General features: G+C 43.1%; 18 protein-coding genes and 1 pseudogene. 16 read left to right on the plus strand and 3 right to left on the minus strand.

Translation table 11 applies throughout. The annotated features are described in order from the left end of the window. The first annotated feature begins 8 nt into the window (after positions 1–8). From DWZ60_RS02285 to DWZ60_RS17190, 11 genes are all read left to right on the plus strand, one after another. The gene (locus tag DWZ60_RS02285; protein WP_117813817.1) at positions 9–2,639 is read left to right on the plus strand and encodes a family 78 glycoside hydrolase catalytic domain; all 2,631 of its coding nucleotides are present in this window, start codon (positions 9–11) and stop codon (positions 2,637–2,639) included. A 105-nt stretch (positions 2,640–2,744) separates the two neighbouring features. Beyond that, positions 2,745–3,557, plus strand: a complete 813-nt coding sequence (locus tag DWZ60_RS02290; RefSeq protein WP_227093632.1) for an SGNH/GDSL hydrolase family protein — start codon at positions 2,745–2,747, stop codon at positions 3,555–3,557. 103 nt (positions 3,558–3,660) lie between these two features. After that, entirely contained in the window at positions 3,661–5,037 is a 1,377-nt protein-coding gene (locus DWZ60_RS02295) for an MFS transporter (protein ID WP_117509310.1), read from the plus strand. Between the two features lie 23 nt (positions 5,038–5,060). After that, positions 5,061–7,316 (plus strand): beta-glucosidase, encoded by a 2,256-nt coding sequence (locus tag DWZ60_RS02300; protein WP_117509309.1) that lies wholly within the window; start codon positions 5,061–5,063, stop codon positions 7,314–7,316. A gap of 213 nt (positions 7,317–7,529) precedes the next feature. Then, entirely contained in the window at positions 7,530–10,340 is a 2,811-nt protein-coding gene (locus DWZ60_RS02305; protein WP_055267552.1) for an alpha-L-rhamnosidase, read from the plus strand. A 14-nt stretch (positions 10,341–10,354) separates the two neighbouring features. Further along, positions 10,355–11,707: an MFS transporter gene (locus DWZ60_RS02310; RefSeq protein WP_055267537.1), complete on the plus strand. Its 1,353-nt coding sequence runs from the start codon at positions 10,355–10,357 to the stop codon at positions 11,705–11,707. A gap of 266 nt (positions 11,708–11,973) precedes the next feature. Beyond that, positions 11,974–12,330 carry a family 78 glycoside hydrolase catalytic domain gene (locus DWZ60_RS02315; RefSeq protein ID WP_010782296.1) on the plus strand — a complete coding sequence of 119 codons (357 nt, stop codon included), beginning with the start codon at positions 11,974–11,976 and terminating at the stop codon, positions 12,328–12,330. Next, positions 12,327–13,421 carry an alpha/beta hydrolase gene (locus DWZ60_RS02320; protein ID WP_055267539.1) on the plus strand — a complete coding sequence of 365 codons (1,095 nt, stop codon included), beginning with the start codon at positions 12,327–12,329 and terminating at the stop codon, positions 13,419–13,421. The genes DWZ60_RS02315 and DWZ60_RS02320 overlap by 4 nt, the downstream gene beginning before the upstream one ends. A 681-nt stretch (positions 13,422–14,102) precedes the next feature. Beyond that, positions 14,103–14,714, plus strand: coding sequence for a hypothetical protein (locus tag DWZ60_RS02330; protein ID WP_117813821.1), 612 nt, complete (start codon positions 14,103–14,105; stop codon positions 14,712–14,714). Then, positions 14,699–15,139 carry an alpha/beta hydrolase gene (locus tag DWZ60_RS02335; protein WP_117813823.1) on the plus strand — a complete coding sequence of 147 codons (441 nt, stop codon included), beginning with the start codon at positions 14,699–14,701 and terminating at the stop codon, positions 15,137–15,139. Before DWZ60_RS02330 ends, DWZ60_RS02335 begins: the two co-directional genes overlap by 16 nt. An 82-nt stretch (positions 15,140–15,221) precedes the next feature. Further along, a complete protein-coding gene (locus DWZ60_RS17190) occupies positions 15,222–15,536 on the plus strand; it encodes a hypothetical protein (protein WP_010782299.1) in 315 nt (104 codons plus the stop codon). Between the two features lie 2 nt (positions 15,537–15,538). Here DWZ60_RS17190 and DWZ60_RS02340 read toward each other — a convergent pair whose 3' ends face one another. Together DWZ60_RS02340 and DWZ60_RS02345 are read right to left on the minus strand one after the other, a co-directional pair. Then, positions 15,539–15,856 (minus strand): hypothetical protein, encoded by a 318-nt coding sequence (locus DWZ60_RS02340; RefSeq protein WP_010782300.1) that lies wholly within the window; start codon positions 15,854–15,856, stop codon positions 15,539–15,541. Between the two features lie 3 nt (positions 15,857–15,859). Next, positions 15,860–16,777 (minus strand): ParM/StbA family protein, encoded by a 918-nt coding sequence (locus DWZ60_RS02345; RefSeq protein ID WP_118750255.1) that lies wholly within the window; start codon positions 16,775–16,777, stop codon positions 15,860–15,862. A gap of 220 nt (positions 16,778–16,997) precedes the next feature. On the opposite strand from DWZ60_RS02345, the gene DWZ60_RS02350 reads away from it, so the two are divergent. The 5 genes from DWZ60_RS02350 (at position 16,998) to DWZ60_RS02370 (ending at position 21,554) form a co-directional block, all read left to right on the plus strand. Further along, positions 16,998–17,672 carry a response regulator transcription factor gene (locus DWZ60_RS02350; RefSeq protein WP_014080778.1) on the plus strand — a complete coding sequence of 225 codons (675 nt, stop codon included), beginning with the start codon at positions 16,998–17,000 and terminating at the stop codon, positions 17,670–17,672. Beyond that, entirely contained in the window at positions 17,660–18,838 is a 1,179-nt protein-coding gene (locus DWZ60_RS02355; protein ID WP_118750256.1) for a sensor histidine kinase, read from the plus strand. Before DWZ60_RS02350 ends, DWZ60_RS02355 begins: the two co-directional genes overlap by 13 nt. 116 nt (positions 18,839–18,954) lie before the next feature. After that, positions 18,955–20,025, plus strand: a complete 1,071-nt coding sequence (locus DWZ60_RS02360; RefSeq protein WP_117509306.1) for an ABC transporter permease subunit — start codon at positions 18,955–18,957, stop codon at positions 20,023–20,025. Next, entirely contained in the window at positions 20,022–20,678 is a 657-nt protein-coding gene (locus DWZ60_RS02365; RefSeq protein WP_243038177.1) for a transporter, read from the plus strand. Before DWZ60_RS02360 ends, DWZ60_RS02365 begins: the two co-directional genes overlap by 4 nt. 3 nt (positions 20,679–20,681) lie before the next feature. Continuing rightward, positions 20,682–21,554: an ATP-binding cassette domain-containing protein gene (locus DWZ60_RS02370; protein WP_117509305.1), complete on the plus strand. Its 873-nt coding sequence runs from the start codon at positions 20,682–20,684 to the stop codon at positions 21,552–21,554. Positions 21,555–21,591: 37 nt separating this feature from the next. Here DWZ60_RS02370 and DWZ60_RS17195 read toward each other — a convergent pair. After that, positions 21,592–23,604 (minus strand): annotated as a pseudogene (locus DWZ60_RS17195) (tetratricopeptide repeat protein); the annotation flags it as partial.

A 23,604-nucleotide genomic window follows, 5' to 3' on the forward strand; every position in this document is an offset into this window, starting at 1 on the left:
GGGTTGCTATGGAGCTTATAAGGCTTAAAGTAAACAGTCAATATAGACCATGCGTGGACGAAGCACCTTATTTTTCATGGGTAATCACTAGTGATGAAAAGAATGTGATGCAGACATCCTATCATATCACAGTGAAAAATATGGACGAAGTAATGTGGGATTCTGGAATGGTAGAAAGTGATAAAAGTATTTTTGTGGAGTACTCCGGGAAACCATTACAAAGTCTCAGTGACTACAACTGGACAGTGGAAGTGACAGTTAATAACGGAGAAAAGGCGGCGGCATCCTCATCCTTTGAGACAGGATTTATGAAGAAAGAATGGACGGCCGAGTGGGTGAAATCTCCGTTTCCTATGAAAAAGGTAAAACCCGGAACCGGCGGGCAGAACCCGGCAGAATATTTTCGCAAAGAATTTGATGCACGAGACGGCATAAAACGAGCGCGCGTTTATGCCACCTGTCACGGAGCATATCAGCTCAGCATGAACGGAATGCGTCCGGATGACAGAGAGTTTGCGCCGGAATTTACCGTCTATTCTAAATATCTGTGCTACCAGACTTATGATGTGACCCCGTTTTTGAGAGAGGGAGGAAATGTCATAGGAATGCTGGTGGGGGACGGCTGGTATGACAGCGCGAACTTTAAACCGAGAAGCAGGAAGTTTAAAGCCGAACATTCTGTGTTATTTCAGATAAAGATTGATTATGAAGACGGAACGAGTGAAATGGTGCTGTCAGATGATACGGTGAAAGTTTCAGAAAGTCCGATTCGTTCATCAGATCTGTTTGCAGGTGAACTCTATGACGCACGGATGGAACAGGAAAACTGGAACTGCTGCGGATTCGATGACAGCAGCTGGAAAACCGGTATTCCATGCGGAAAAATTTACGTGAACCTGGTGGCTCAGTACGGGGAACCGGTGCGCCCGGTAAAAGAAGTGCCGGCAGTAGGAATGACAGTTAGCCCGAAAGGCGAGACGATCATTGACTTTGGACAGAACTTGGCAGGTGTTCTGCGGGTAAAAAGCAAACTGCCGGCCGGAACAAAAATGGTATTAGATCATTTTGAAACTCTTGATCAATATGGAAACTATTTCAACAATATTTTCATGTCAGAGAAAACAGGGCACAAGCAAAGTGATATTTATATCTCAAACGGGAAATTCACAGAATACATACCGCATTTTACATATCATGGATTCCGCTATGTGAGAGTGACATGCGATCAGCCGGTGAGCCCGGAGGATTTCACAGCGATTGTCCTGTCTTCTGACAATGAGGATCTGGGAACATTTGAGACGTCCAACGAAGATATAAACCGGCTTTACGAAAATACAAGATGGTCTCAGCGGTCGAATCTGTTTTCAATCCCCACGGACTGCCCGCAGAGAGAAAAAGGCGGATGGACCGGAGATATCCAGATTTATGCAAGAACAGCCATGCTCAACGAAAATGTAACCCCATTTCTGACAAGATGGCTGCGTAATATGACCTTCAGTCAGCAGAAAAATGGGGCAATCCCCAATGTGATCCCCCTTACCGGAATCTATGAATTACTGGAGAAACTGAATCGGATCGTATACCGCAATTTTGAACCGGTGGGAGAAGCAGGATGGGGAGATGCCGCCTGTATCGTACCGTGGAGCATGTATCAGCTTACAGGAAATATCAGGATACTGAGAGAGCAGTATGACACAATGAAAAAGTGGTGCGACTATATCATCAACACTGCAAAGAAGCGTAGAGGCAAGATGAAACATCCAAAAGAAATTGACCAGTATCTGTGGAATACAGGACATCAGTACGGGGAGTGGCTCATACCGAGCCAGACAGTAGACGGAGCAGACCAAAGCGCTGCAAAACTTATCAATACTTCTACATACTGCGCGCCAATTTTTGGATGGAATTCCTGCCGGATCATGGCAGATACGGCAGCACTCCTCGGGCATACATCAGACGAATTATACTATGATGACATTGCGTCCAGAATGAAATCTGCCATTCAAAAAGGACTGATCGATGATGATGGGAAGATGCCTCTTGATTTTATGGGCAGTTATGTGCTGGCAATCGCATTTGATCTTGCTCCTGAAAGGAAGAAAAAAAGTATCGCCGGACATTTGATCCGCAAGATAGAAGAAAACGGGGATTGTCTGGATACAGGGTTCCTGACGACGCCGTATCTGCTGGATGCGCTCTGTAAGATCGGCAGGATGGACAAGGCATATAAAATCCTGCTCCAGACAAAGTGCCCGTCATGGCTTTATGAGGTGAAGCAGGGAGCGACAACAATCTGGGAAAATTACATTTCTTACAAGGAGGACGGGTCTCCGGTTATGACAAGCCTGAACCACTATGCCTTTGGATGCGTGGACGACTGGATGTTCCGGAAGATAAGCGGCATTGATATGGCTGCTCCCGGATTTAAGGAGATTGTAATCGCACCGGAGCCGGACAATGCGTTTACCAGTGTAAAACGTACTTATATAAGTGAGTACGGGGAAATCGCAGTCAGGTGGAGTATGGACGAAGGGAAATTTAAGCTGAAAGTAAAAATCCCCTGCAACACGACTGCCGTTGTAAAGATGCCGGATGGCAGATTATACAAGGTAGGAAGCGGAATGTATCAGTTTGAATAAAGAATCAAAGAAAACAAAATGACAGTATTTGCGAGAACTGACCGGTAAATACAGACGGTTAGTTCTCTTAATATGAAAGTTGAAAATAATAAGGAGTTAGGGATTATGAAAAAGAAAATATTGAAGATTATCTTAAGTATCGTTTTAATTCTGATTCTGGCTGTGGGAATCGGCCTGACATATTTAGTAGGAGCAGCAGGCGGTGGAGGACCGTTTGATTTTGTCTGGAAGAACAAACTGAAAAAAATGCCGGGAAACGCAGAAAAATACAGTCTGGAAAATATAGAACCGTTAGAAAACAGCCCTCTTGAAGGGAAGCGTATCTGCTACCTTGGATCATCTGTAACCTTAGGTCTGTACTCAATGGATGTTTCTTTCGCAGATTATATCTCTTACAGAAATGGCTGTGAGTATGTAAAAGAAGCTGTAAGCGGTACTACTTTAGTGGATAACGGAAAGACGTCTTATATCCAAAGGATGAAAAATAATATCGGTACAGATGAGAAATTCGATGCATTTGTCTGTCAGCTTTCCACGAATGACGCGTCGAAGGAAATGCCGATGGGAGAAATCAGCAGTTCAGAAAATCTGGAGGATTTTGATACACAGACGATAACAGGAGCAATGGAATATATCATTGTATATGCAAAGCAGACATGGAATTGTCCCGTGATCTTTTATACCGGAACAAAATATGACAGTAAACAGTATCAGCAGATGGTAGATGTATTGTTTGAGCTTCAGGATAAATATGGAATAGGCGTGATCGACCTTTGGAATGACGAGGAGATGAATGACGTTTCTGAAAAAGAATATGAAGTTTATATGGCAGATCCGGTTCATCCGACGCAGGCAGGATATCTGGAATGGTGGACGCCTAAGATGGAAGAATACTTATATCAGTTTTTAGAAAGATGATTATTATATTAAGTTTCGTCGGTAAACTGCTTATATATCGTTGGTGATTTGCCCTTTGGAATTATTTATAATTGAATCAAACAATGAAAGGACGGATAACGAAATGGAAAATTCAGTTACAAAAAGAGAAAAAATCAGTTATGGTTTGTATTTTATGGGACAGAATGTATTCTATGGACTGGTAGGATATATGACTACATATTTTACAGATATCGGCATAACGGCAGCATTGGTTGCGATCGTGGCGCTTATCACGAAAGTGTGGGATGCCATCAACGATCCGATCTTCGGTATGATCATGGATAAGGTGAATTTTAAGAAAGGGAAATTCCTGCCGTGGCTTCGAATATCTGTCATAGCGATTCCGGTGGCAACTATTCTTCTTTTTATAATACCTACCGGGATTTCCATGACGGCTAAAATCATATGGGCAACACTTGCTTATATGTTATGGGATACAGCCTATACCCTTTGCGATGTACCGATTTTTGGTATTGTTACCACGATGACAATAGACCAGAAGGAACGTGTTTCACTAAACAGCATAGGAAGATTGTTTGCTATTTTTGCAGGTATTGTTACAGGAATTGCCCTGCCGTTGGTACGGCAGCGGTTAGGCGGCTGGTCAACAACAGTAATTGTGTTATCTCTTTTGTCATGTGTTATGATGATTCCGATTTGTCTGTTCGCAAGGGAGAGAGTAATTGAAAAAGAAAGAGTCCAGAATGACGGGGCAGAAGAAAGTTATACATTGCGAGATATGGTAGAATGTCTGCGGAAGAACAAATATTTATTGCTTTTCTTTGCGGCTCCGCTCATCAGCAGCCTGCTTAATGTTGGTGCAAATTGGGGCTTATACGTTGCCCGGTACTGCCTTGGCGGTGAAGAAGCTGCCTCATATGTTTCGATGGCGGTAATTATTCCGACCTTAATCGGTGCGGTTATGGCAGTAGAATTATGCAAAAAATATGATAAATTTAAAGTCTTCTATATTTCATATATTTTCGCGTTACTTCTGGGAATTGTAAGATTCATAGCCGGGTATGAGAATATGATGGTGTATGTGATTTTAAATGCCTTAGGAGGAATTCCGCTGGGAATAGCAGTTATACTGCAGTATCAGTTTACGCCGGACTGCTACGAGTATGGACAGTACAAGACAGGATTAAAAATGCGTGGTGTAACGTTTGCGGCGCAGACATTTTTTACAAAATTAAGTGGAGCGATCGCAACAGCAGTCAGTGTGTTTGCGTTAACTATAATCGGCTTCCGAGAGGGAGAAGGCGTTGTTCAGGCGGCAGGATTTGCCGATAAATTATGGACATTCAGCTGTCTTGGCAGCATTATCGGGGGTATTTGCACTCTGCTTATACTTCGTCTTTACAAGCTTAATGACCATGATGTCCAGCTGATGGCAAAATGCAATAATGGTGAGATCAGCCGTGAAGAAGCAGAGGCACAGATGATCAATCAGTATTAAGAAAAGAAAGGAGGACTTTTGCGATGGACAGAATAAAGGAACTGATTTCAAAAATGACGCTGGAAGAGAAGGCAAGTCTCTGCTCGGGCGCTGATAACTGGCATACGAAAGAAATCAAACGACTGAACATTCCGTCAGTTATGATGGTGGACGGCCCTCACGGACTGAGAAAGCAGGAAGGGGAAACGGATCATCTGGGATTGAATGAAAGTGTGAAGGCCGTTTGTTTCCCGGCAGCCTGTGCAACAGCCTCCAGCTTTGATGTTGACCTGATGGAACGGATGGGAGAGACGCTGGGAGCGGAGTGTCAGGCCGAGAATGTAAGCATACTGCTTGGCCCGGCGGTGAATATTAAAAGGAGCCCGTTATGTGGGCGGAACTTTGAGTATCTGTCGGAGGATCCATATCTGGCAGGTAGGATGGCATCGGCATATATCCGCGGAGTACAGAGTCAGGGCGTGGGGACAAGCATTAAGCACTTCGCACTGAATAACCAGGAAACACTCCGTATGACGATATCTTCCGAAGTGTCAGAACGTGCGCTCAGGGAAATCTACCTGCCTGCGTTTGAGGAAGCGGTGAAAGAATCAGCTCCAAGAACCGTCATGTGTAGCTACAACAAAATAAATGGAGAATATGCTTCGGAAAACAGATATCTTCTGACAGATATCCTGAGAAAAGAATGGGGATACAAAGGCTGCGTCGTCAGTGACTGGGGCGCTGTAAATAACCGTGTGAAAGGACTGCAGGCCGGACTGGATCTGGAGATGCCTTATTCCGGAGGATACAATGACAGACAGATTGTGAAAGCAGTACAGGAGGGAAGACTGGACGAAGCTGTGCTGGATGAAGCGGTGGAGCGGGTATTGAATGTTGTGTTTGCCGGTGAAGAGCAGCATCGTCCGGAAGATATATCTGATAAGGAAACAGATCATAAAAAAGCAGCTGATATTGAGACGGAATGTGCGGTCCTGCTGGAAAATAACGGTATACTTCCGCTGAATACAGACAGAAAGGTTGCCTATATAGGGGAATTTGCCGAAAAGCCGCGGTATCAGGGCGGCGGCTCCAGCCATATCAATCCGTTCAGGGTTGTTTCGGCATTGGATGCTGCCGGAGAAAAAGGGCGTAGCGTGACTTATGCAAAAGGATTTTCTAACGAAAATGACTCGATGACGGAACAAGAGCTGGAAAAAGCGCTTCGGACTGCTGCAGAAGCAGACGTCGCGGTAATCTTTGCCGGGCTGCCTGAGATATTTGAGTCGGAAGGGTATGACAGAACATCCATGAAGCTGCCAAAATGCCAGGACCGGCTGATCGAAGAAGTGTTGAAAGTACAGCCTAATGTTGTAGTGGTACTCCACAATGGAAGTCCGGTAGAACTGCCATGGGCAGACCGGGTAAGCGCGATCCTTGAAATGTATCTAGGAGGTCAGGGCGTTGGCGAAGCCTGCGACCGGCTGTTATTCGGGGAAGCAAATCCGTCCGGCAGGCTGGCAGAGACATTCCCGTACCGGCTGGAAGATAATCCGAGCTTCCTTCATTTTCCGGGAAATGGAAAGCGGGTGTTATATGGCGAGGATATCTTTGTCGGATACCGTTATTATGATACAAAGAAGGTTCCGGTGCGGTATGCATTCGGACATGGGCTGTCTTACACGGAATTTACTTATGGGGACCTGACTTTGTCATCGGCTCAAATGACGGATGAGGATATACTGACAGTCTCTCTCAAGGTGAAAAATTCAGGAAAGACAGAAGGAAAAGAAGTCGTACAGTTGTACGTGGCTGACCTGTGCGGCATATCGGAGAGACCGGTCAAGGAATTGAAAGGATTTGCCAAAGTTCATCTCCTGCCGGGAGAGGAGAAAACGGTGTCGATGGAAATTTCGGCGAGGAATCTATCCTATTATGAAGAACGTCTTGGGGACTGGTATGCGCCATCCGGAACATATCGGATCCTGATCGGCCATGCTTCTGATGACATCCGCTTACATGCTGATGTTGTGTTTGAAATAAAGAAAAAATTGCCCCTTCGCGTAGATTTCACAACAACGTTCGGAGAATTATTGGATCATACGAAAACCGCTCCCGTTATTACGGAACTGCTGGCGCCTTTGGCAGCAGCGGCCGCATCAGCAGAAGGGATGAGTGACGAATACAAGAAGCTGGGAGAGCAAGTTATCCGGGAAATGCCGCTGAAATCTCTGCTGGGGCAGATGCCGGGAGAGCAGGTGGAACAGCTGATCGGGCAGCTGAATTGTTTACTTGCACAATAGGATAATTGAGGATGAGGTAGCGGTAAATGGTATTCGTAATATGGCAGAAGAGATTGTGTTGAAAGAATTGATTTACAGGTAAACAAAGAGCTGAAATCTTAAGCTTGGTAGGTAAAATGATGAAATTCCGTAAATGATTTTATGAGGCAAATCCATTATACTCGAATTACAGTGTACACAATGAAAAAAGGAAGGAGCTTGGAAAACGGCAATATGAATCAGATTTACGCAGCAAAAACAAATCATATCACGAATCCGGTGGGATTTTTACTGAATCCGGTGGTTTTTTCGTGGAAGGTCAGAGAATGCAGGGGAAAGAACCAGAGATGTGCCAGAATCCTTGTGGCAAAGGATGAAACCTTCGCGGATGTTCTTTGGGACACCGGGGAGGCAAAGCTCGACAGTCTGGCTGTAAAAGCGGAGATGAATCTGGAGCCTTGTACCAGATATTACTGGAAGGTAATCGTTACTACGGACGCAGACGAAGTGCTGGAGTCCGACGTACAGTTCTTTGAGACGGCAAAGAGGGACGAGCCGTGGGTGGGAAAATGGATTACCTGCGACAGCAGGATGGAACGCCATCCCATTTTCTCAAAGCGAATCATTCCCCGTGGAAAGGTAAAAAAAGCCCGTCTCTATCTCTGCGGACTGGGGCTTTATGAGGCATATTTTACGGATGGAGAGAAAACCGAAACAGATATTTTAAAATCCGCGAAAATTGGGGAAGAATATCTGACCCCGTACTGCAATAACTACAATCAGTGGTTACAGTATCAGACGTATGATGTGACCGCGCAGATGCAGCGCGAAGGTGTGTTGTCCGTTCTTTTGGGGAATGGGTGGTACAAAGGGAGGTTCGGGCTCAATCAGACAGAACAGAAAGGATTTTACGGCGACGAGTGGAAACTGCTGGTAGAGGTGCATCTGGAATATGAGGATGGCACACAAGAGATAATCGGCACGGATGACACATGGGAAGTGACAAGGAGCAATCTGTTTTTTTCCAATATATATGACGGGGAGAAACGGGATGATACCTTGGAACCTGTCGAACCTGTCAGCGCGCAGCTTGCGGAGGCGCCGCAGGGGCGACTGACGGAGCGGCTGTCCCTTCCGGTGACTGTGCATGAACAGTTTACACCGAAGGAACTGATTCACACCCCGAAGGATGAATGGGTGTTTGACTTAGGGCAGGAGATTACCGGGATTTTCAAACTTCATGTCCATGAGCCGAAAGGAAAAGAAATCAGAATCCAGACAGGCGAAATCCTGCAGGACGGATGTTTTTATAACGAAAACTTAAGAACCGCTTTGTCGGAATATGTGTATATCTCTGACGGGGAAGAAAAAGACATTGTTCCGCATTTTACATTTTACGGATACCGGTATGTAAAAATCAGCGGGGTAACCAATGTCTCCTGTGAAGATTTTACGGGAATGGCACTCTACAGTGATTACGAAGGTACCGGTAGTATACAGACAGGAAATGAACTGGTAAATCAGTTGATTTCCAATGTGGAATGGGGCATGAAGGATAATTTCTTAGATGTGCCGACAGACTGTCCGCAGAGAGATGAGCGCATGGGATGGACAGGCGACACACAGGTGTTTTCGGGTACGGCATGTTATCTGGCGGATACCTATGCATTTTACAGAAAATATCTGTACGATTTGTATAAGGAACAGCTGATTGCCGGAGGGATGGTTCCGGAGGTGGTGCCGACCTTCGGTCCGTCGAAATGTTCCTGTGCATGGGGCGATGCGGCCTGTATCGTTCCGTGGAATGTCTATCTGTTCAGCGGGGATGCTGCCATATTGGAACAGCAGTTTGACAGTATGAAGGCTTGGGTGGACTATATCCGTAAGGTGGACGGAGAGCACCACGGATGGAGACATTCCTTCCATTACGGAGACTGGCTGGCGCTTGACCGGGTGGGAGCCGCGGCGGGAAATGTATACGGAGCGACCGATGAAGGCTATATTGCGGATATTTATTATGCGGCAAGCGCGGAGCTTACAGCGAAGGCAGCGGCGGTTCTCGGGCGAAAGGAAGAGGAAAAACAATATCGGGAAATCGCCGAAAAACAATGGCGTGTGGTAAAAGAAGAATATTTTACCCCGACCGGAAGATGCGCGGAAAAGACACAGACGGGTCTTCTGCTGGCTCTGAAATATCATTTGTCAGAGGACGAAGAGCTGACCAGAGAGATGTTAAAGAAACTTTTCCGCGAGAGCAGAAACAAATTGAATACCGGATTTGTGGGAACCTCTCTTTTGTGCAATGTGTTGACCGATAACGGAATGACGGATACCGCCTACCGCCTGCTTTTGAACGAGGAGTATCCGGGGTGGCTGCACGAAGTGAAACTGGGAGCCACCACAGTCTGGGAACGATGGAATTCACTGGATGAAGACGGTAAGATATCCAGTACCGGAATGAACAGTCTCAACCATTATTCTTACGGGGCGATTCTGGAATGGATGTTCCGCCATGTGGGAGGAATCCATCTTTTGGAAGAATCTCCGGGAGGAAGAAGGATTGCAATTTGTCCGAATGTCCATTATGATTTGAGAAGGGCAGAGGCAGTGTATGATTCGGCCGTCGGACAGTATGCATGCAGCTGGGAAATTATGGAGGATAACAGGATTAGAATCAAAATTACGATTCCGTTTGGCGGAGAAGGCGAGGTGCGATTGCCGCATGCTCCGGAGATTCTGTTTGAAGATAAGACAAATCCACTATTCGCAACAGTGGTGAACGGTATTTGTTATATCACTGCAGGAAACTATGAAGTCGTATATGAGGCAACTGAGAAGTTAAAGAAAATATACAGCGTGGAGTCAAAGCTGGAAGATTTGCTGAACCATCCGCAGATACGGGCATTTTTGTCGACGATGACCGAGGTGGATATGATACCGGATGCGGTCTATGGACTGTCGTTTCGACAGGTGGCGGAGATGTTTTCCGGACCGATGGATGAAGGGCAGACAGAGATGTTGAATACAGCATTATCACAATATTAACGAGGAGAGAACAAATGAGTGAGAAGAGTAAAAAACAAAAGGTTAGTATCGTGGAAAAAATGGGCTTATTTATGGTATGTGCGGGAAATATTCCACTGATGGGATTATTGTCAGGATTCTTTATGATTTACTATACGAATGTGGTTGGTCTGGAACCGGCAGCACTGGCGACCCTGTTTTTAATATCCAAGGTGGTGGATGGAATCAGCGACCCGATTATGGGATATTTTCTGGACAAATTTCCGGTAACAAAAATGGGAAAATTTCGCCCTATGATTATTCTGGGAACAATCATCTGTGTTATAAATTATATTTTACTGTGGTTTGGCGCAGTCTGGATTCCGGTCGGAAAATATGTGATTGTGTATGTGACGTATCTGCTGCTGGGCTGGACGTTTGATATTATGGATATCTCCAAGAACAGTTTGCTCCCGGTCATGAGCGCGGATGACAAGGAGAGAAACAGTTTGTCACTTTTCAACGCGTTGGGAACAATGATAGGTAGCGCGGTACTGGCTGTGGCAGCACCGATTCTTGTGGCGGAAGGAACGTTACAGAACTATTACGTGTTAATTTTCGGTTCCATGGCCATGGTGTTGGTTTTATCTATTGCAGGGGCTCTTTGTGTAAAGGAAAGAGTAGCTTTTGAAGGAAAAAAAGAAGAAAGTTATACATTCAGGGAATTGTTACAGTTTTTGCGGTATAAACCTGTCTGGGCACTGTTTTTAGTGGCACTGGTAGTCGGGGTGGGCAGTAATATAGCAGGAGGAGCCGGCGCTTATTTTTACACATATATATTGGGTGATATGACGCTTATGTCAGGGGTGTCACTTGTTTCAATGATAACTGCTCTGGTGGGAATTTTCCTTGGACCAATTCTGGCAAACCGGTTTGGAAAGAAACAGATTTTTGTAATGGCAATCGTCGTATCCATCCTGTTTTCCGCACTGCGTTTGATTGATGTGAGATCTATGCTTTTGATCTATATTAGTACAGTGGCAGGAGGTGTGGCAGGCGGATGTATAGCACCGCTGACAACCAGTATACAGGCAGATAATACTACTTACGTGCAGTATAAAACCGGAAAACGTGCAGAAGCGGCGATCGCATCGCTTACATCTTTTATTACAAAAGTGGCGCAGGGACTCGGAGGAGCGATTCCGGGGTATGTATTGGCAGCTACAGGTTTTGTTACCGGCTCGGTTGCCCAGCCGGAGAGTATCAATACAGGAATTATCCTCTGCGTACTGATACTTCCGACTATCCTGACTGCCGCAGGGGCGATTCTTTTTGGTACACAGTATACGTTGGATAAAAAAGCAGTAGAGGAAATGCACACGGCAATCGCAGCGCGCAGCAATAAGTAACATATTGAAGGAGAATGCGATGGAACTGTCAAGATTAAAAGTAAACAACCACAGCGACGGATAACACCGGTGATACCGCCACCGCCACATCCTCCTTTGAAACAGGTTTTATGAAAAGGGAGTGGAGTGCGCAGTGTTGTTTGAAACGAGAATTGAGTATGAAGACGGCACATTTGAGACAGTTCTCTCTGACGATAAGTTGAAAGTTGCCGATGGTACAGTATGGTGAACCTGTGCGGCCGGTGAAAGAAGTGGAGGCGGTCGGTATGGAGGTAAGCCCAAAGGGAGAGACCATTATCGATTTCGGTCAGAATCTGGCAGGTGTACTGCGGGTAAAGGTGGATTTGCCCGCAGGAACAAAGTTGATACTAGATCACTTTGAGACCAAGGATTCTCAGGGGAATTATTTTAATAATATAGCTGGTGCTGACATGACAGGTCATACACAGACGGATGTATATATATCTAACGGGAAACCCGCAGAGTACAGACCGCATTTTACATATCATGGTTTCCGCTATGTGAGAGTGATATGTGATGCTCCGGTAAAGCCGGAAGATTTTACGGCAGTGGCGCACGCAGGACAATTTTGGGCAAGAGATAAGGAGGAAAAGAACATATGAAAATTCTGGCAATGATAATGCTCGTGCTGCTCATTTTAGCAGTCGGCTTTGTGGGGTATGTTTATAAGAAAAATGCGATGTTTCTGCCGGCACTGTTTGGCATCGGCGGTTTTCCGAATATAAAAAAGAAAGATTATTATCAGGCAGACGGAACATTCCGGAAAGCGGAAAAAGATGATAAAATGGCATTTTTTATGCAGCATCCGGTGTTTGGCGGCTATAAGCATATGTTTTTTAATGTTGAGGATAACGTGTTAAAAGCGATTGCCCCGGCAAAATATGCAGATTTTCTAAAAGCGCAGGGCAGAAGTGATCAGATGGAAAATGCACTGGAGGCTTTTAATTACCTGACCCGGCTTGTGGAAAGTGGAGAGGCGCAGTTGATTTCCGATATTAACTCGAAAGAAATGATAGAACAGAATCCATATCAGTCTCATTTGACCGGAATGTTTTACAAAGGAAAGCAAGGAAAACCGTTGGCGGTGGTCGTTCCCGGAGGTGGATTTATCAGTAATGTGACGGACTGCGAGGGATATCCCGTGGCAATGAAATTACACAAGTTGGGGTACTCCGTATTGGTAATCAGTTACCCGATTGGCAAACAGCTGGGAGAAACGGAACATGAAAAACAGGGGCAGGCAGCGGTCAGGGAGCTGGTGCAGGTAATCCGTTATCTGAAGGAGCATGAGCAGGAACTGTCTGTGGATATGGATGACTATGCGATATTCGGTTTCTCGGCAGGCGGCATGATGACTACGGCATATTCCTTCGCAAATTACGAGGACTGCTGTCACAAAGTAAAACTGCCGAGACCGAAAGTGATTTTCCCGATGTATGGTCTGGACTGGAATGTGAAAGCGCTTGAGCAGGATAAGGGACTGGCGGTATTTTCCATCGCAGGGCGCGAGGATGAATACGGATTCGGAAATGTAGAGAAGAGACTTCCGCAATTGAAATCCGTGTTGGGTGAGGACAATGTGTCTGTACGGATTTACGATAATCTCGGACATGGATTTGGTATTGGTTCCAATACCATAGTACCTCATTGGTTTGAAGAGGCAGTGGAATTCTGGGAGGCACATCGGAAATAATTTTTTCAAGAACAGGAAGAGTGAATTTTGAGAGGTCAAGTGTTTTATAAAATTATAAAACATCTGACCTTTTTTAAAGATGTTGGGGTCAAAAGCCCCCAACTATGATGCCTACGGATTGTTCCGTGCTTTGCACTCCCACAATCCTCCCAATTATTCGCAGAGTAGTCTCGGAAACTCAATAAATAATTGATATAATTCAGAGAGTATTCCAGCAAATCAGTAATACAGTGGTTTGCGAGCGGAGGAGATGATGTTTAGAAGAGCTGCAGTAAAAAAAGACATGGTAAGCAGCCATCTTGAATGAGAGCTGAAACAAACGCTATTGGGGAAAGAGTCCGCTTATATGTTGGATAGTTATCCATGGCAGAATCAAGGCACATATTTGATATGTGCAGGTCGGGCATGTGTTTTTCAAATTCATGGAAAGCTACCAGAAAACTGACAGAATCATGTCTTTTGGCACTGGTAAACCGCAAAAGGAGTGGAATATCAACGTGTAGTGAATGGCGCACAATTCACGAGAAATGACAATAGTTTTTTGGAAATTTGCTGAAAAAATTTAAAATCCCTCTCTGAAAATGGGAGGAAACGAAAAAAGTAACAAGTACAAAAAGAGCGGAGATTCGGGTTTTATGGAGTTTCCGAGACCGTTCTGAAATAGATAAGGAGGAAAAAAACATGGGTAAGTACAAAGGGCTGTTCTGGCCGGCAATCTTAGGCGTCAAGCATATGCCGAAGGTAAAGGAATCGGAGTTTTACAATGTCGCGGGAGGGTTCCGCAGGGCTACGATCAATGACAAGATTGCGTTCTTCCTGCAGCATCCCGTATGGGAGGGCAGGCCGGAGCTTTTTATGAAGACCGGGTCGCCAAAGGAAATATATGCCATGTCAGGCATGAGCGTCCATGGTTTGTGCAATCTTATCGGGCAGCCCGCACAGGCGCAGAGCATCGTGGATGGTTTCAACTATGTCGTGGAGCAGAAAGGGCTGAAAAAGGTGCATTTCATCAGCGGGCTTTATGCGGAGGATGAGGTAAGGCGTGATCCCGACAAGGGAAAGGTACAGGGGATCCTGTTCCAGGGGGAGCCAGGGAAGCCCGTGGCTGTGCTGATTGCGGGCGGCGGGTTTGACGGCGTAGCCTCTTATTTGGAGAGCATCCCGGCAGCCATGGAGCTGCACAGGAGGGGATACAGTGCGTTTGTGCTGGTCTACCGTGTGAATGTGGAGCTGCATGAACCGAACCGCAGGCCAAGGGCGGGGAGGCATCCAAGGATGTGCTGCCGGCGGTAAGGTATCTGATAGGGCATCAGGCAGAGTACGGCTATACGATGGACGGCTTTGGTATGTTCGGGTTCTCCGCTGGAGGCCTGATGACGACAGCCTACGCATTTTCTGATTATAAGGACTGCTGCCATAAACATAATCTGCCAAGGCCCGCCGCCATCTTCCCCATCTATGGCCTGCACTGGGAGCTTAAGGTTCACGAGGAGGACAAGGGGCTTGCTATATTTTCCAGGGTCGGGCGGGATGACCCTACCGGTTTTGCGGCCGTGGAGAAGATCATCCCGGACATCAGGAAAGCGCTGGGGCAGGAAAATGTCGATATCGTCATGTATGATAAGCTGGGTCATGGCTTTGGCCTGGGGATAGATACTGCGGCAGAGGGCTGGCTGCGGGATGCAGTCGCATTCTGGGAGGAGCATCGGAAATGTTGATTTGCTCTTCACGGATTTCAACTGTTGTTTGTGCCGCGGTGCGGCATGTCCGAAAGCGTGGGAGAACAGGAGAAATGACAGTATGGGACAGGTAAAAAACAATGATTCTTTTTTGGGCAAGGCTGAAAAATTAAAGCCTGTGCTGAAGCACAGGATGCTCCGGCCGGTGGGCGTTGTGTCCTTTGAGCGGAAAAAGGCGGACAGCGGGGCGGATTTCTGGAATACGGTGGGAATTGAGCGGTTGGGGATCCTCTCCGTTATGTTATCGGACGAGCCTCTCGCATATCGTGGGATTGTCATCCCACTTTTAGGCTCATATTGGGGCGGGTCCCAAGGCCTTTCATCCACTTATGAGCAAGCTCATGTGGATTTAGACCTTTTGACCTTGGCATCATGACATTACCTGATTTGGGGCTCCCTTTGCGCCATGCCTGCAGTCAGTCCGGAAAGAAAAAGTGGCAATGCCTGTTTCAGACTGTTTTCCACTGCATCTACAATCTGTTTCACAAAAAGTTCTTCCCGTTCTCTTGTTTCCAGATAAGGATCAGCCCGTGTGCGGTAGTAGCGGTCAAAATAATCTACCAGTGCAAGAGAGATTACCTGACTGTAAGATTTAAAATCCTGCCTGTCCATTGTCTGTAAATATTCCCAGGCTCTCCGCTGCTGTTCTTTGTCCAGATTAAAACGCAGGTTTGTGTTGCGGATATTGTTCTGCATGGTTTATCCCCTCCTTTTCAGGCTCATATAAGCAAGAGATTCATAACCTTTGGCGGTGGCACAGATGTCATCAATGATAGTGACTCGTGATTTGTCATAAGTTCCGAAGTTACGGATCAGACATCCACCGCCGCCAACTACATACAGGCGCATTAGGTCAGGATTGTATTCATATTTGCGGAGTGTGGAAAAAAGTTCTGCCACATACTGTCTGGCAATAGAACTGATACAATCCAGATATGGTGCTGAAATGTCAGCTGTTCCAAACCGCAGAATCTGTTCTACTGTGGATTCTTCAATCTTCACTCCAAACTTGTCCAGAACAGCGTTCTTTGCAGCAATCATGCATTGGTTTACACCAAGTTTTTCTGTCCAGCATCGGCTTTCCTGAGCTTTCTTATTGTTGACATACAGAATGTTCATGGTTCCGTTTCCGATATCTGCAAGGAGATTGGTTCCCTTGAAATTTCCTAGTTGGTTTATGATAGCCGGATATCCCTGTGGGTAAAGGCTACATCCCACAAAGTGGAGATGATATTCTTTGCCGTTGAAACGATAATGGACTTCTGGATTCTGGAGCAGATAGGAACGAAAAGCTTCTCTTTGATTTCTGATCCATGTCAGAGGAAGTCCGGCAGCCAGATGAACATCTGCTTCACGGATGGAAAAGACATTCAGTTCCCTTGCAATAGCCATTAGCGTCAGAAGATAATATTCTTCGTCCATAGCTTTATCCGGGATAAATTCTTTGTGTCCTTCGCCAATCCGGTAGTAAATGCCGTTATATTCCAGAATATTCCCGGTGAAGATTGGTTCGGTTTCATAGGCTTTGATGCCGGTTGGTGTGACGATGTTTGCTGTTTTCATATTGCCGTAGCCATGATCTACAGCAATGATTTTTGTGTTTCTGAGTTCTCGCATAAAAAATACCTCCGTTTTCGTATTGATTGATTCAGCAGGTCGTACCGGTGTGGTACTGCTCTGCTGTGAGATAAGCATACGAAGATCGGAGGAAAAAGGCATTGAGGGGAAATTGAGCAGGAATTGAGAAAAAAGATATATTGTGCTTACGTTCTTCATGTACTCTTGTTGTGATTTCATTGTTTTTTATCGTATAATATGGATACTGGAGGTGGTTTGGATGAAATACAAGATTTTAGTTGTCGATGATGATAAAGAATTGGTGAAAATGCTTTGTAGTTATTTTAATATGAAACAATATGAAACCATTACGGCTACAGATGGAATGGAAGCATTAAATAAAATAAAAATGAAACCGGATATTATTTTGTTGGATATCAATATGCCACGCATGGATGGGATTGAAGTATGTCGTCTGATACGCAGTAAAGTGTTATGTCCAATTTTATTTCTAACAGCAAGAGTTGACGAAGATGATAAAATTAATGGGTTGCTTTCAGGTGGGGATGATTATATTACGAAACCATTTAGTCTTCGGGAGTTGGAAGCGAGGATTGTTACAAACATAAAGAGAGAAGAAAGGCATCAACAAAAAACGGAATACCGTTTCATGGATGAAATGCTGATTGATTATTCTGAAAAAATAGTAGCTATAGCTGGACACAGGATGGAGTTCACAAAAATTGAATATCAGATTATTGAATTCTTATCCATGCATCCAGGGCAGGTGTTTGATAAAGAACGTATATATGCACAAGTCTGTGGATATGATGCGGAAGGGGACAGTAGAACGATAACGGAATTAGTACGGCGTATAAGGAAAAAAATAGCGGATTATTCAGAAAAAGAATACATAGAAACTGTATGGGGGATTGGATACCGATGGAAAAAATAAGAAACTTGTCACTGAAAAAAACAATTCTGCTTTATTTTGTGATCAGCTTAACGGCAGCATTTCTGTTATCTGGATTTACAGTTCATTTTGCAAGAAATATGCAGAATAAAATATGGGAAAAATATATTGATTATGCAGATTATACGGACGTGTTTCAGCAATATGGAAAGAAATACGAGATTGAGATATCAAGACCTAATCAATCACAGATGAATCGTTTGGACCATCATCTTTCGGAAATGTGTGACTTTATGGGAACATATTCGGTACTGATTTTTTCGATTGTTGGGAGTGTTGTTGCGGTATTCTTTTTTTATAAAAATAAGTTAAAGACACCTCTACAGGAACTAAAAGATGCCTCACAAATGATTGCAGATAATGAACTGGATTTTCATGTGTCCTATGAAAATAAAGATGAGATGGGAACTTTGTGTAAAGAATTTGAAAGGATGCGAAGTGATTTATCAGATAACAACAGAAAGATGTGGCGAATGATTGATGACGAGAAGGCTTTGCGGAATGCAATTGCACATGATATACGTTCTCCACTTTCCATATTGCGTGGGTATCAGGAAATGCTCTTAGAGTTTGTTTCTGCTGAGAGTATAAAAACAGAGGATGTTATTGATATCTTACAAACAGGCATGTATCAGATTGACCGTATAGAGCATTTCACGGAAAACATGAGAAAAATGTCCCATTTAGAACAGAGGGAACTGCAATGCTCAGAGATAGAATTATCGGAACTGGCAAAAAAGATTGAGGCAGAAGCTGCCATGCTGTCCAAGAAGGAAAGTAAATTATGTAAGGTAGAAAGAGTGCAGGAACAAAACATTGTGAAAGTGGATGAGGAACTTGTCATGGAAGTGACAGACAACTTACTGGAAAATGCGGTTCGATATGCACAAAAAAGTATTGCTTTGCAGATAAAGAAAAAGGATGGTTTTCTTATAATTTCTGTTGAAGATGATGGAATAGGATTTGTGGATACTGAGGAAAAAGTAACAGAACCATTTTATCATAAGAATCCACAAGATGATTTAAAGCATTTTGGCCTTGGTATGTATATTTCTCGTATTTTCTGTGAAAAGCATGGAGGAAATTTGAAAATATATAATGCCAGACAAGGCGGTGCTCATGTAGAAGCTCTTTTCAAAGCTGAATAAAAATACTTTATAAGGCTGAAATCACAAATAAAGTGGTTTTAGTCTTTTTTGTTGTGAATTTATTGAGAATTGATTTGTATGATGTTGTTAAAGAAATAAAGAAAGGAAGAGATACAATGAAAACAATCATAAAAAGAAGTATACTTGATTATTTAAAGAACCCTGTTTTGTGGATTGGCTTGATTATTATAGTTGCCAGTATGTATCAATGTCTGTCACCGTATTTGCAAATTCATTATATCAAACAGAATGAACAGGTCACACAAAATGATGTAGAATTGGAAGATGCCGATGTCATGGATGGGTACATTCCCACATCTGATGATAAAGAAAGAAGAAGGGAGTGGGAAGATACGATCAAAGAGACGTTAATGGACACCTCCCAAAATGGTTTTGGATTTAGCAGGCAGGAAGCGGATCATGTAATGAAAGAAATTCAGAATATGGATGTAAAGACTGCTTCTGAGTTTTTGGAATCCCAATATGGCTATTATAATGCAATATATGCTTATGAGGACCTTGAAATTCATAAGGGGACAGCAGAAGAAATCAATCATTATATCGAGCGGAAATTATCCGAACATTCTTTTTCCTGGTACTTTGCCAAAAAGTTCACGGATTTTGCAGGATTGCATATGGCCTTTTTTGCAACAGTCTTGCTATCATTTTTATTTATTCAGGATACACGAAAAAGTACCTATGAATTATTACATACAAAGCCTGTTACGGCAATCCAATATATATGTGGGAAAGTAATAAGCGGATTCATTAGTATGCTGGGAGTATTAGTGATTTTGAATGTTATATTCTTTATGCTGTGTTTGAAAACGTCTTTAGAATCGGGATTTCCGGTAACACCAATTGATTTTTGCGTGAATTCTCTGATCTATATTGTGCCGAATCTTTTGATGATATGTTGTGTCTATACAATTACAGCATTAATATTTAAAAATCCGCTTCCGGCAGCACCAGTTTTGTTTTTACACATTATATATTCAAATATGCTGACCGAGAAGAATGATATTTATTATATGAGACCGTTCTCTATTATGGTGCGATTTCCTGGCAGGTTTTTTGAAACACATGCAGCCAAAATGTCAAATATAAATCAGATTATGCTTGTGATCGCATCTGTTATATTAGTATGTATTTCTGTTACAATCTGGAAAAGGAGGAGGGTTCATTGAAAACGGAACTCAAAAACTGCCTGTCGTTATATAAGATTTTTTATTCATGTGCCTTTATACTGATATTGTGTGTTATTCATCCGATTATATACTATGAAGAAATCGGTTCAGCAATTCAGTCTCCAATAGCATTTTTAACAATTATTTTTTGTAGTGACACATATTTGATGGAAGTAAAAAGTAAGCGTGCCGATGTATTTCATTTGTATGACCCAAAAAAGCAGTTAAAAGTAATATCGCAGAGAGTGAGCGTTCAAATATTATATTTATTAATACTTTCTTGTGTTGGATATGTTTTGTTTTTCTGGCAAAAACCGGGCAGTGTAAACGAAGGCATTTCGGGTATTCAGATATTTCTTTTATATTTCATTGCAATGTTTGGAACTATCTGGTTTTGGAGTATATGCTCTGTGATTTTGTGTACATTGCTTCGAAATATGTGGGCAGGTATTGGATGTTTATTTGGAATTGTCATTGGACTTATATCAAAAGCGGGAAGTTCATTTTTCGGAAATCTGGGATTGTTTTCTTTCAGCTTTTGTGAACCTACTCAATTAATGTCCGAGAGTTGGATTTATGGAACGCTTGTGTCTTTTATAGCGGGGCTGTTTTTATTTGCAGTATTACCAATTACTTTAAAGAAAAGAGGATAGATTATGAGTATTAGAATAAATGATTTAACAGTTAGATTTAAAAATGGTGTAGTTGCAGTAAATAAGGCATCTCTTGAAATACCTAAGGGAATTTACGGACTTTTGGGTGAGAATGGTGCTGGAAAAACCACTTTGATGAGGGTTCTTACAACTGTTTTAAAACAAACGGAAGGAATGGTTTCCCTTGATGGAATTCTGTATAACGAGGGAAATTATGAGAAAATACAGAAAAAGATTGGTTATCTTCCACAGGAAATCGACTTATATCCGAATCTTACGGTGAAAGAATGTCTTGTATATATGGGGGGACTGTCAGGAGTATCCAGAAATGACCTCGAACAAAGAATTACCTATTATCTGGAAAAGACTTCTCTTACAGAGCATCAGAATAAAAAAATGCGGCAATTATCTGGTGGTATGAAGAGACGTGTCGGACTCATACAGGCACTTCTTAATAATCCGGATTTTTTGATTATTGATGAACCTACCACTGGGTTAGATCCGGAAGAAAGGATTAGGATCCGCAATCTTCTGGTTGATTTTTCAAAGGATAGAACTGTGCTGTTTTCCACTCATGTAGTAGAAGATTTAGCAGCAACCTGTACACAGCTTGCCATTATGAAAAAAGGAAGTTTTTTATATTCCGGAAGCGTGAGTGGGTTGCTGGAAAATGCAAAGGGTTGTGTTTGGAATTGTACGGTACAAAATGCAGAAGAAGCCCGTTTGTTAGAAGCCAATTATTCTATTTCATCTAAGCAGTATGTAGAAAATGGAATTCATATGAAAGTATTAAGCAAAGGAAAGCCAAATGAGAATTGCGCCCCGGATAATGATATCACTTTGGAAGATGCATATATTTATTTGACGAATAGTTGAATATAACGGCGGGCAAGTTGCCCGCCGTAAATTGTACTTATTTTGTTAAAAGACCGGATAGAGTTTTTCCAATGGAAAATCCAATCTGTGGATATAACTCCTGAATCTCCCGATATTTTGCTTCAATCATTTCAGGCTCATCAGCCAGATCTTTTCATATATTTTGAAAGCTTTTTTAAAATGTGTTTTGGCGTGTGAAAGATTGGCGGTCATCAGATAAATGGTTCCAAGGGTTTCCTGTACTTTGGCATAATCCAGACATTCATCGGAATGGTATTCCTTGATGATGCCGGATAATTTTTGCAATTCGGAGATCCCTCTTTCGGGTTCCTGCTGTTCTGTCAGGAACATTGCATAATTGGCAATCTGAGGTATGCTGTCATTTATATGAAGCAGGTTAAATTGGTCAAGCAGTGAGATACTTTTTTCCATGTGTTCTCTTGCAAGATCGGGATGACCGTTTATGCGGTAAAGTCCACCGAGATTGGCATGAAGGTTGGAAACAAGACGAGCATTGTCAGCAGTAATATTTTCTATCTGGGCAAGTGCATCCTTTTCCAGTTTTATTGCTTTTTCAGGTTTGGTTTCAAGGGCTGCTTGAAAATCCAGTAATAACGCCCGGTCAGAGTTGGTGCCAATGCTTTTTGTCTTTAACAGCACCTTCAGTTCCTGAATGATTCCCTTCATACCTTTGTGATAGTTATAGTTATCCATCTATGGAAATGCATTTTCCAGAAAAAGCAGATACTTTGGCATATCATCTTTTTCAATCAATTCTATGATATTTCCGATTGTTTGAAATAGCTTTTTGTAATAATCTACTTCCATTCCATGCATTAAACATATGTGCTGTAAAGAATCCAGCAATGTGTGGCAACTACTTACAGATGGTTTTGTCTCTGAAAGAGTGATTTCCTGAATCATCGGATGCAGAGAGATAGTGCGACGTGTTGTTGTCTGAACGAAACCAGTCTCAATTAAATCGTTGATTTCATTTAGTGTGGACAGTTCCAGCCATTTGGCAAATATACGGGCAGAAATACCGGTGGAAGGAAGAAAGCACATATTACACATGATATCCTGCTGTTTAAGAGATAAAGTGTATAAAGAAAACAGCGTATGGATATGACTGTAATAGGTGGCTTTGCTGCTTTGTCCATCTTTGATTATTTTAATTTTATCTTCGTTATGGAAAGATGCTTTTTCCACCTGAAGTCTTGTTAATAACTGGTCTGGAGTCGAGATTCCGTTTTCCAGAAGTTTTGCTGCCAGTTCCACGGCAAGAGTATGAGAGTGAACAGTTTCGATGATCTTTTCAACTGTTGTCCGGTACGTGTCTGCCTCTGAATAAAATGCTGATGCCAGCTGGAGGAGAGCGTTCATGTCCTCTATTTCTTTTAATGGCAGAGTACAGTATTCATCCAGTTTGCTTCTGGTTGTAAACAAAATCTGGCAGCGATAGTTTAATACTACTGACAGAAAGCTGTCCTGTGTGGCAGTGACATTAAAATTATCTATGATAAGCAGAGTATCAGATTTCAGAGAACGCAGAAAACGGTTATGTCTTTGAAACCGTTCCTGTTCGCTGATTTCTGGTGGATCATCAATAAAATCCATGTCAGTAATATCCTGATGGAGATTGCCGGTATATTCTACATAAAGGATATTGGTGTAATGCTTTATGTATCGCTTTGCGTAGGCTTTGGCAAGTTCACTTTTTCCGATGCCGGCGATTCCGCAAAGAAAAACATGACGGTTTTCCTCAAGCATGGTATATAATTCTTCCAGTTCTTTATCTCTTCCGATAAAATGACGGCATGGTTTCGGAACCTCACTGTCCATAATATAATCCAGCACAATGGGGGACAGGGCACCTCCGGCAATTAATTTTTGATTTTTAGTATCACGTTTGATAAATTGTCGCTCCATGCCAAAAGAAACCAGCTTTGCAAGAAAAAGCAGACGTGAGCTGGCTGGTTTGTACAGAGAAGCCAGATTTTTCTTTTTGGCATCGGAGATGGTGTCATCTTGTATAAATAATGTGTATATA

The organism is Blautia sp. AF34-10, assembly GCF_003477865.1.
GTDB lineage: Bacteria > Bacillota > Clostridia > Lachnospirales > Lachnospiraceae > Fusicatenibacter > Fusicatenibacter saccharivorans.

What these genes read in the sequence shown, in the direction of transcription:
- DWZ60_RS02320 (WP_055267539.1), top strand. Translation starts at nt 12,327, where the DNA reads ATGAAAATTCTGGCAATGATAATGCTCGTGCTGCTCATTTTAGCAGTC.
- DWZ60_RS02360 (WP_117509306.1), top strand. Translation starts at nt 18,955, where the DNA reads ATGAAAACAATCATAAAAAGAAGTATACTTGATTATTTAAAGAACCCT.
- DWZ60_RS02305 (WP_055267552.1), top strand. Translation starts at nt 7,530, where the DNA reads ATGAATCAGATTTACGCAGCAAAAACAAATCATATCACGAATCCGGTG.
- DWZ60_RS02300 (WP_117509309.1), top strand. Translation starts at nt 5,061, where the DNA reads ATGGACAGAATAAAGGAACTGATTTCAAAAATGACGCTGGAAGAGAAG.
- DWZ60_RS02315 (WP_010782296.1), top strand. Translation starts at nt 11,974, where the DNA reads ATGGAGGTAAGCCCAAAGGGAGAGACCATTATCGATTTCGGTCAGAAT.
- DWZ60_RS02330 (WP_117813821.1), top strand. Translation starts at nt 14,103, where the DNA reads ATGGGTAAGTACAAAGGGCTGTTCTGGCCGGCAATCTTAGGCGTCAAG.
- DWZ60_RS02340 (WP_010782300.1), bottom strand. Translation starts at nt 15,856, where the DNA reads ATGCAGAACAATATCCGCAACACAAACCTGCGTTTTAATCTGGACAAA.
- DWZ60_RS02290 (WP_227093632.1), top strand. Translation starts at nt 2,745, where the DNA reads ATGAAAAAGAAAATATTGAAGATTATCTTAAGTATCGTTTTAATTCTG.
- DWZ60_RS02355 (WP_118750256.1), top strand. Translation starts at nt 17,660, where the DNA reads ATGGAAAAAATAAGAAACTTGTCACTGAAAAAAACAATTCTGCTTTAT.
- DWZ60_RS02350 (WP_014080778.1), top strand. Translation starts at nt 16,998, where the DNA reads ATGAAATACAAGATTTTAGTTGTCGATGATGATAAAGAATTGGTGAAA.
- DWZ60_RS02285 (WP_117813817.1), top strand. Translation starts at nt 9, where the DNA reads ATGGAGCTTATAAGGCTTAAAGTAAACAGTCAATATAGACCATGCGTG.
- DWZ60_RS02370 (WP_117509305.1), top strand. Translation starts at nt 20,682, where the DNA reads ATGAGTATTAGAATAAATGATTTAACAGTTAGATTTAAAAATGGTGTA.
- DWZ60_RS02295 (WP_117509310.1), top strand. Translation starts at nt 3,661, where the DNA reads ATGGAAAATTCAGTTACAAAAAGAGAAAAAATCAGTTATGGTTTGTAT.
- DWZ60_RS02310 (WP_055267537.1), top strand. Translation starts at nt 10,355, where the DNA reads ATGAGTGAGAAGAGTAAAAAACAAAAGGTTAGTATCGTGGAAAAAATG.
- DWZ60_RS17190 (WP_010782299.1), top strand. Translation starts at nt 15,222, where the DNA reads ATGGGACAGGTAAAAAACAATGATTCTTTTTTGGGCAAGGCTGAAAAA.
- DWZ60_RS02345 (WP_118750255.1), bottom strand. Translation starts at nt 16,777, where the DNA reads ATGCGAGAACTCAGAAACACAAAAATCATTGCTGTAGATCATGGCTAC.